We start from the raw sequence: 8660 nt of genomic DNA, 5'->3' as shown, positions 1-8660 counted from the left end.
GTCCAGCATGATCGGAGGCTTGACATGAACCCTTACCTTGCCACCGGGCTGCGGATTTTTGGCTACTTCGTCTTCTTTGTCCTGCTGTTATTGGTCCTGCCGACACCGGTTAGCGTTTTATTCGCGACGTTAGTGATCGTGGGCTTTGAAGATTTTCGGCGGCGTCGCTGGCAACACGCCACTCGCACGTTCAATGAGATGATCTGTTCGATCCAGCGGCATGATGGTCATATAGAGAACGTGGTGGCTGCGTTTTCACGATCGGGGCCTTTGCGAAACCAATGTCGTCAATATCTGTACCGACTGCGCGCGGGGGAGGATCCGGTTCACGCGGCCGAAGCATCCGGCGTGTCGCTGTTCTTTTCCACCGCAATTGCTTTGCGAACCATTCGCAAACCCGATTCCAAAGCGAAGCGAACGACACGCGATTCACACGACCGCTGGGTCCAGCACTGCGACGAACTGTCGGATATTGATTCCGGTGAAATTCCGGCGTACGGTCAATTCATTTATCTGATCACCGTCGGATTGATGGTCTATCTCTGTTTGACGTTCTTAGCGTTATTCATCACACCGACCCTCGAGAAAATGCTGGAAGAATTTAGTTTCAGCTCGCGAGGTTCGAGGGTTCTGCTAACCAATTTTGCATCCGGTTGGGTACTGGTTGGTTTAGTGATCCTGTGTGGCATGATTGTTCCTGCACTCAGTCGCGGACGGATTTTTGGATTGCGGTTGCCGCAGTGGGTTCCGATGCTGCCCCATCGGGCGAATCGAAAAGCCGAAGTGCTCAATGGCTTCGCGGACGCGATTGACGCGGGCATGCCGCTGGACCAGGCGATTCGTATTGGTCATTCGATCTCGCGTTGGGCGTCACAGCGTAATGAGATGCACCAAGCCTTTGTGCGACTTGAATTTGGTCACTCAATCGCGGCGGTGATGCAGCAAGCGAAATGGTTGACGGCAACCGAAGCCAAATGGATTGAAGGCGCATCGCCTGAACGGATGAGCGAATTATTGCGTTCCATTGCCGATCAAAGCGTACGCAATGCCAACGCCAACAGCCGTTGGTTGCTGGGGATCTTTTTCCCCGTTGTGATTGTGATTTTGGGACTGCTCGTTCTTGCATACGCGGCTGGATTGTTCGCATCGTTGTCGGAGATCATCAATGGGCTCAGCTAGTCATCGCCATGCTCGACGCCGCGGCAGTCTAATTGTGGAAGCGGCGATTTGTTTCGTCTTGCTCGCTACAGCCGTGGTGGCATTGATGAAGTTGGCGCAAAGCAGTGCGGTGCTGTCCAAACAAGCGGACCAGCGACTGGTGGCGACGCTTGCTGCCGAAAACACGCTCGAGCGTTTGCGGAACGTCACTGCGAACGAATTGGATTCGAGTGCTGACGAAATCGCGGCGGCGATCGCCGAACGAACGAAATGTGACGTTAAGGTGACGGTCAACGATTTTCAGTCGCAATCGCGGTCTGGAACGCATCTTCGTATCGAAGCGACCTGTTCACCCGACGTGCATGTCACCCTTCACGATTGGCGGTTGGATGATGATAAGTAAAATAAACCAATCGTCCCGTGACCCCCGTTATGGCGTCACATTGATCGAAGTCATTGGAACGCTTTCAGTGTTGCTTGCGATCGGAATTTCCTCCGCTACGATCATGTCGTCGGTCACCAAGATCGGCCGGCGAGGAAATGCCTCGGTTCAACAGCGGAATGCGATCCAGCGATTTGCTACCCAATTGCGGACGGATGTGCATCAAGCCAACGAATTGCCGTCATCGACCGAAGAAACGTGGCCGCTGCAATTGATTGGAAGTGATTTCGAAGTGCGGTACCAGTGGAATGCCGAACAAGGATCATTGAGGCGAACGAGGTTGGAATCGGGTCAGGTAAAAAGTGTCGAGTCGTTTGAGATCGGAAAAGAACGAAACGCCGCACTGCGAATCCGCGAGAGCCAAGTGACGGTCGTCATCGATACCGAATCGGCGTCGCATCCGTTCATGGTCGAGGCGGTTCATCGGCAGCCCGCTTTCGAGGCACCAGCTCCAGAGACGCCTGCTCCAGAGACGCCCAATCCGGATAAGGCTGAACAATGAGTGAAAATAGAAAACGTAAGAAGCAAGCTCGCCGAGGCGCCGCATTCCTGTTGCTGGTCGTCGTCGTGCTGATGGTGGTGGTCGAGGCGACTCGGACGATGTTGGTCGGCGAGTTTTCGCTGCGAAAATCAGAGGTCCAGCGAACTCGAGTTCGTACGATGATCGCCGCAATCGATGCGGTCAGCATGTTACAGAAAGAAACCATCGAACTGCCTCTCGATGAAGCAAATCAAGAACGGATCGTCGTCACGTCCGACGGAGATCAACGCGTCATCGCACGCTGGATGCGGGGCGATCATGTGGTTGATCAAATTACAAGACAGCAGCCAGTATCGGAGTCCGAAAATGACACAACCAAGTAGCGGAACACGTCAAGCGTTTCGAGGATTATCGTTTCCATCAACTGGCCCGAAAGTCGCCGCGACTTTCGCTACCTCTCTGCGGCGATTGGCACGTGGTTTTACCCTCGTCGAGTTGTTGGTCGTGATCGCAATCATCGGCGTGTTGGTGGGATTGGCACTTCCTGCGATGCAAAACATGCGTGAACTGTCGCGGCGAACGGCGTGTCAGCAAAACTTGACTCAGCTGTCGCTTGCCTTGTCGTCTTATTCGCTTCGCAATGTTCACTACCCGATGGGCACGGTCAATCCCAGCGGGCCGATCCAAAACGAACCAGTCGGGTATCACCACAATTGGGTCGGCGGATTACTGCCAATGTTAGACGCACAGAGCGTGTACGAAGCAATCGATCGCAGCAAGAGCGTTTATGCACCAGCGAATGCCGAGGTGCGAAGTTTGTCGCTTCCGATGCTGCAATGTCCGTCGCAATCGGGAATGCGAGAAAACACGAGCTGCTATGCCGGGATTCACGCTTCGACCGAAACGCCAATCGACGAAGACAACGACGGAGTGTTATTTTTGAACGTGCCAGTGTTGGATTCCGATATCACCGACGGTTTGGCCTACACCGCGTTTGTCGGTGAAAAGCTTTCTCGGTTCGAAGAGGATTTGGGCTGGATCAGCGGTACACGTTCGAGTCTTCGCAACACGGGACATGCGATCAACGCGGAGCTCGCTCGGATTCGCGGTCCTCAGGGGCCTGAACAAGAGGTCTCGCCGACCTACGTGGGCGGGATTGCCAGCGATCATCCCAACGGAGCGAATGTGTTACTGGGCAACGGCAGCTATCGGTTTTGCAATCCATCGATGGACGCCACGATTTTGAAACAGCTCGGTTCGCGTGCCGATGGCGAGATTCCGAGTGAGTGGAAATCGGATGAGCCGTATGCTGATTCGGAATCGAGCGAGACAACCAACGAGGTTTCCGAATGACATCATCGAGCTGGTTGCCGCTGAATCTCGCCACGGTGTGCGTCGGCAAACATCGTCTTGACAATGCACGTCGTGGCGGTTTTACGACGGTGGAGTTGTTCGGCGTGTTGTTGATCATCACCGTGTTGATTTGGATGTTACTGCCCGCGGTGCAAGCAGCTCGTGAGCAGGCACGGCGAACCAGTTGCGCGAATAACCTGATGCAAATTGGCTTGGGCGTCCAGGTGTATCATGAAGCGTTCGCACAGTTTCCGGTCCAGTTATCGGGGACGGACGGCAATGTTGTGGCGGGGAAAGATAATGATCGTCGACTCAGCATTTTTGTGGGGCTACTGCCCTTTCTGGGCCACAACGCCGCCTGGGATGAAATCCATACGACACGCGATATTGATGATTCTTTTTACTACTCGATGGGCATGGATTCATCCGATTGGGACTTCGAGGAGTTGATCGAGGAGGAAGATGGCGAGGGTCAGGCGTCGGATGAGTCGCCACAACCGTGGGTCGCAGGCGGTCCGGAACCGTTCGTCGAGACTTACGAACCTTGGCAATGGGAATTTTCACTTTATCGATGTCCAAGTGACCCGGGGATGGGGCGGCCTTCGTTTGGACGGACCAACTACGCCGCCTGTTTTGGCGATGGCATGATGGCCGCAGACTCGGGCCCCTTCAAAGAAGTCAACGGCGTATTCGTTTACGACGAAACGTTGGCCGAGCAGACCGACGCGGCGATGCGAGGCGTCTTTGTGCCACGCGTGGTGACGCGACTGAATGATGTCACCGATGGATTGTCCAACACGATCTTGCTGGGGGAAATGGCCACCGATCTTGGTGACCGAGATAATCGGACAAATCCGATCGCGGGGCCGGGATTGGAACTGCGTGATCATCCGAATTGGGCTCGCGATCACGCGAAACTGATCGATCCCCAGCGACCGCGGTTCTGGGCGGTTGAAGAAGTTTCCAGTGAGCTTGGATTGGCCAGCGATGCAGGGCGAGGGTTTCGTTGGGCCGATGGGATGCCATTGTATTCCGGTTTCAATACCATTCTGCCACCCAATCGCGAGATCACCCTACAGCAAAATCATGACGACAGTTGGGGTGTGTTGACGGCAAGCAGTCGGCATCAAAGTGGGGTGCATGTCTGTTTTGCTGACGGCAGCGTGCGGTTCATCACCGACAGTATCGACGCGGGAGACACCCGTCGCAGTTCGGTTTATCCGGGAAGCCCCAATCCGGCTGGCAGCAAGAGTCCGTACGGATTGTGGGGCGCGCTCGGAACACGTTCCAGTAGCGAGCTGAACCCGTTGCCCCCGCGTCCTTGAATCCCGTCGCGAAAGTCGCCAGGTGTTCCGGCCTACAGTCCGTCCAGTGCGACGCCGCCGGTGTGATGGGCGAGTTTGATCAGGTCGTCGTTGCGTTCTTCGACCACGAACACGTGCAACATGATGCCTTTTAATTCATCCGGACGGACGTTAATGCCGTGGTCGCCATCGGTCACGATGATCAATTCAGGCTGCTCGGATTCTTGGTCATCGACCAAATTTTTGATGCGTTTGATACCTTCACGCAGCGCCAAATTGATGTCCGTATCATCGCCGGTAAAGAACTCGTAATGCATTCGCCGGATCTCTTCACGGGCCTCGGCAACTTCGCGGACGATGACCTCTTCATGAACAACGGAATCAAAAAAACTGTACCCCAGGATCGCTTCGCGTCGACCCACCGCTCGCAGACGGTTCAGCAAGATGGCGAGTAACTTGTAAATCCGCTCGCCTTGCTGCATCGATTTGGATCGGTCGAGCATAGCATAAAAAAACTGTTTCTTGTCGCTGCGTTTGATCTTCTCACGCACCATAAAGCTTTTTGTTGCCAAGCGATAACGAAAGTATTTTGGGGCCGCCACTTTTAATGCCCAGGCGGCCGGGGCCAATTTCGGCAGCTCATCATAGGACTGCATCATCCGCATTCGCGTTTGATCTCCATCGACCGCCGGCGTCATTTTTTTCTCAAAACGCGGTTGAAATGCTACGTATTCGTTGGCAATCCGCGAGATTCGCAGCAGCGCTTCCATGCCAGGTTCCGCCAGCAATCGCGAGGCGACATCGAGCCGGCGAACCGACAGCGGGTGCGTTTCCTTCTTTTCGGTTTCTCGCCGGACGCCACCAAAACAATCGGCAAACAACGATGCGATCTTGCCACGCGTGTCAATGTTTTCGACCAATGCGATCGACGAAATACCACGGTCACGTGACATTTGTTCGTGGTCGATTTTGTCAGCGGATTTCAACATGCTCTCGTCCGGCAAACATTCAAGCAATTCGACCTCGTCCGCCTCCAATCCGCCAACCTGTTTTAATGCCCAATTGATTTGCCATGTGATCGTGTCAGGCGGAATGCCTTGGGCGATCGAACGTTTGGCGGTTGCGATGATGGCAATGTTCGCAATCGCCCGGTCGACGTCGGTACGTCCCTTGATATGCTCGAAATCGACCTCACGTAGCGCTTGAGCAAGTTGCAGATACAAATCCACATCCCGCGCCGACCAACTGAATACTTCATCGATCCACGTCGTCAACTTCCACATCCGCATGCGATAGGTCAGCCGAACGCGTCGCTCAATTTCATTTGCACCGGCTAGGCGTCCTTCGTCGACCAAGTGCACTCCGTCCCAAATAATCGGCACATGAACGTGCCCCATTCCGATTGCATCAAGTTTCTTGACCACCTCGGCGGTATTGATTTGTTGACGTCGTTCACTCGATTCGGGATAGGTGATGTGCGTGTGGAAACGAATGAAGTCTCGAAACTTGCGAGCGACATGAACTTGGCTCATCGACTATCTCCCCGCCTCGATTTCCGCAGCGACCTCGTCGACCGCTTCTTCGGAGCGTTTCTTCCATTTGATCAGCATCGGGTCCGAGACATCGATGCTGAACAATTCATGTTTCAGTGCGTCCATGGTGCTCATTAAATCGACCATATCCGCGATCGCTTCGTCATTAACGTCGCCGCGAGCTTCGTCATCGAGATCTTTGGCGGAGGCGAATTTGAGATTGATGTCTTGCATTTTGCCACGCAGTTGTCGGGCACGTTCGTCGATGTCGCTGAGCAGCACCTCCACGCCGCCTTCGCGTAACGCCGAGCGGATCAGCGATTCAACGTCCTTCTTGTAGGACTCCATTCCTTGCACGTTGCGGATCGTCAGAATGTCATCGACGATCATCTTTTTTCGCTGATGACGTCCGACGCTGTTGGCTGCCAAACGCAGACCACCCAGGGCGATTCGAGGCGAAATTTGAAAACCACTTTCTCGATCGTCGTTCAAGTTTGCGATCACATGCGCATAGATGCGGTTAAGTTTGCGTCGGTCCGGCCCGGCATCGGGATTGGTTTTGCTGAACAAGGCCTCGTAGTCCGCTTGGTCATAGGAAGGCCAGCGGACTTCGAGTTGCAGCGGAAATCGTTCCAACAATGCCTTGACCGCATCGCTGTCCTTGGCAAATTGACGAGGGTCTTTGTTCGTGCATGCTACAATCGCCTGAGACCGCATCGGAACTGACTTGTTGCCGTTCATGAAAACGCGCCGTGTCAGCACATCTGTCAGCGGCAGCAGTGCTTGAGACGACGCGTCAAGAATCTCTTCCAAGATGACGACTTCGAACGGCAGGAACGAACGATCGGTGTCGTATTCGAGGCACTCGTCCAGCTTGGCGATGTTGGGGCCGCCCCACAAACGGTCTTCGGTCATCCCCTCGCCAAACGACTGCAAGAAGATCTCGTTTTCGAGGTACCCCAATTTCTTCAGCGCCGTCATCACCATGTCGGATTTGCCATGACCGCCGGGGCCCCACAGCAGCACATTGCAAGGCTGGAAAAACGCATGCGTCAACACTTGAACGATCTCGTCACAGTGGATAAAGCGTGACGACAAACTGTCGGCAATAAGTGCAGGGATTTCGGTTCGCGGGGTTTTCAGCGGACCCGCATCGTTGTGGGAAAAGTCGGCGTCGGTCAGGCGGATGCTAATTTTTTCGTCAGGCAATTGCCGCTCAATCCGCCGCTCCAGATCTGCCGTATAGGATTGCATTCCCTGGACAAATCGAATGCTCTGAAATGCTTCGGGGGTGATCGTCATGTCGCCGTGGATCTTGGCTGCGTTGCTAACGACTTCGAGTGATTGGATCGCCATCCGAGGCGACATGATGAACGTTTTCTCTTCGTTGAGTCCCGCGATCACTTTGGACAGCATCGTTTGTAATTGCTTGCCACCCATGCTCGAACCACGTCGCACCTTGGCAAACAATTCGCGGTAATGTTTGGCTTCGTAGCCGGGCCAGCGGACTTCTTTTTGCAACAGAAAGCGTTCCATCAGCGCTTGCACCGCATCGCTACCTTCGGCAAACTCGCGTGGGTCTTTGTTGGTGCACGCGATCACGACCTTGGCTGACATCTCGACACGCTCGGTGCCGTTCATGAATGCGCGACGGGTCAAGACGTCCTTCAGCGGCAACAGGGCTTGTGCCGGAGCGTCAAACAGTTCTTCGAAGATGACGACTTTGTATTGCGGCGCCAAAAACGAGCGTGTTGTGTCATAACGGACACAGGTGTCAAGCGATGCCATGTCGGGGCCGCCCCACAACCGGTCCTCGCTCATCCCTTCGCCAAACGATTGGATAAAGATCTCTTCGTCACGCAGCCCGAGTGCGCGAAGCGCGGTGACCGCCATTTCCGATTTGCCGTGCCCCCCAGGCCCCCAGAGCAGCACGTTGCATGGTTCATAGCAGGCCGCCGACAACAGGTCCGCGATCACGTCACAGAACACGAACCGTTTACGCAGTGCGGCCTGGATCGTCGGCAAGATGTCTTTGCGAGGGGTAGGCAACCATGCCCATTCGTTTGCGGCCAAGGCGAGAACGCTCCGAAAGAAAAGAGAGTTGGTTTCGAGACACCACGTTGCGGTGCATCAAAGTCTACCGAATCTCAACCGCGCCGGGGCACTGCGTAATGTGGGATAGGCTTCTAGCCTGTCGAGAGTGCTTATGACAGGCTGGAAGCCTATCCCACATGATCGCGGATCGATCAACACACGGGGGGCCACTATTTGGCGGTTTCGGTGAATCGTGATTCACGCAGCACGGTGACCTTGATTTCGCCAGGATAGGTCAGCTCTTTCTCGAACGCTTTGGCGATGTTGCGACAAATCGTGGCGGCCTCTTCATCGCT

8 protein-coding genes are annotated in these 8660 nt (G+C 54.7%); 6 read left to right on the top strand and 2 right to left on the bottom strand.

Going from position 1 to position 8660, the window contains the following annotated elements:
• The 6 genes from ABX962_RS22640 to ABX962_RS22615 form a co-directional block, all read left to right on the top strand.
• Window positions 1–1179, top strand: a 1179-nt coding sequence (locus ABX962_RS22640; RefSeq protein WP_372722557.1) for a type II secretion system F family protein, incomplete at its 5' end; no start/stop codon positions are given.
• Window positions 1166–1561, top strand: coding sequence for a hypothetical protein (locus tag ABX962_RS22635; RefSeq protein ID WP_372722555.1), 396 nt, complete (start codon window positions 1166–1168; stop codon window positions 1559–1561). The genes ABX962_RS22640 and ABX962_RS22635, both read left to right, overlap by 14 nt.
• Entirely contained in the window at window positions 1548–2102 is a 555-nt protein-coding gene (locus ABX962_RS22630; protein WP_372722553.1) for a type II secretion system protein, read from the top strand. The genes ABX962_RS22635 and ABX962_RS22630 overlap by 14 nt, the downstream gene beginning before the upstream one ends.
• Complete coding sequence (locus tag ABX962_RS22625) at window positions 2099–2464, top strand: hypothetical protein (RefSeq protein WP_372722551.1); 366 nt, start codon at window positions 2099–2101, stop codon at window positions 2462–2464. Before ABX962_RS22630 ends, ABX962_RS22625 begins: the two co-directional genes overlap by 4 nt.
• The gene (locus ABX962_RS22620; protein WP_372722549.1) at window positions 2448–3434 is read left to right on the top strand and encodes a DUF1559 domain-containing protein; all 987 of its coding nucleotides are present in this window, start codon (window positions 2448–2450) and stop codon (window positions 3432–3434) included. Before ABX962_RS22625 ends, ABX962_RS22620 begins: the two co-directional genes overlap by 17 nt.
• Window positions 3431–4759, top strand: a complete 1329-nt coding sequence (locus ABX962_RS22615; protein ID WP_372722547.1) for a DUF1559 domain-containing protein — start codon at window positions 3431–3433, stop codon at window positions 4757–4759. Before ABX962_RS22620 ends, ABX962_RS22615 begins: the two co-directional genes overlap by 4 nt.
• 32 nt (window positions 4760–4791) lie before the next feature.
• On the opposite strand, the gene ABX962_RS22610 is transcribed toward ABX962_RS22615, so the two are convergent.
• A complete protein-coding gene (locus ABX962_RS22610) occupies window positions 4792–6270 on the bottom strand; it encodes a hypothetical protein (RefSeq protein WP_372722545.1) in 1479 nt (492 codons plus the stop codon).
• 3 nt (window positions 6271–6273) lie between these two features.
• Entirely contained in the window at window positions 6274–8343 is a 2070-nt protein-coding gene (locus ABX962_RS22605) for an AAA family ATPase (RefSeq protein WP_372722543.1), read from the bottom strand.
• Window positions 8344–8660 lie beyond the last annotated feature (317 nt).

The organism is Novipirellula sp. (assembly GCF_041583735.1).
Classification (GTDB): Bacteria; Planctomycetota; Planctomycetia; order Pirellulales; family Pirellulaceae; genus Novipirellula.
The sequence above is the reverse complement of the archived record's forward strand: the minus strand, read 5'-3'. Positions and strand labels throughout refer to the sequence as shown.

Bases quoted from the DNA above. Each gene is read 5' to 3' on its own strand.
- ABX962_RS22610 (WP_372722545.1), bottom strand. From the start codon at position 6,270: ATGAGCCAAGTTCATGTCGCTCGCAAGTTTCGAGACTTCATTCGTTTC.
- ABX962_RS22635 (WP_372722555.1), top strand. From the start codon at position 1,166: ATGGGCTCAGCTAGTCATCGCCATGCTCGACGCCGCGGCAGTCTAATT.
- ABX962_RS22620 (WP_372722549.1), top strand. From the start codon at position 2,448: ATGACACAACCAAGTAGCGGAACACGTCAAGCGTTTCGAGGATTATCG.
- ABX962_RS22625 (WP_372722551.1), top strand. From the start codon at position 2,099: ATGAGTGAAAATAGAAAACGTAAGAAGCAAGCTCGCCGAGGCGCCGCA.
- ABX962_RS22630 (WP_372722553.1), top strand. From the start codon at position 1,548: ATGATGATAAGTAAAATAAACCAATCGTCCCGTGACCCCCGTTATGGC.
- ABX962_RS22615 (WP_372722547.1), top strand. From the start codon at position 3,431: ATGACATCATCGAGCTGGTTGCCGCTGAATCTCGCCACGGTGTGCGTC.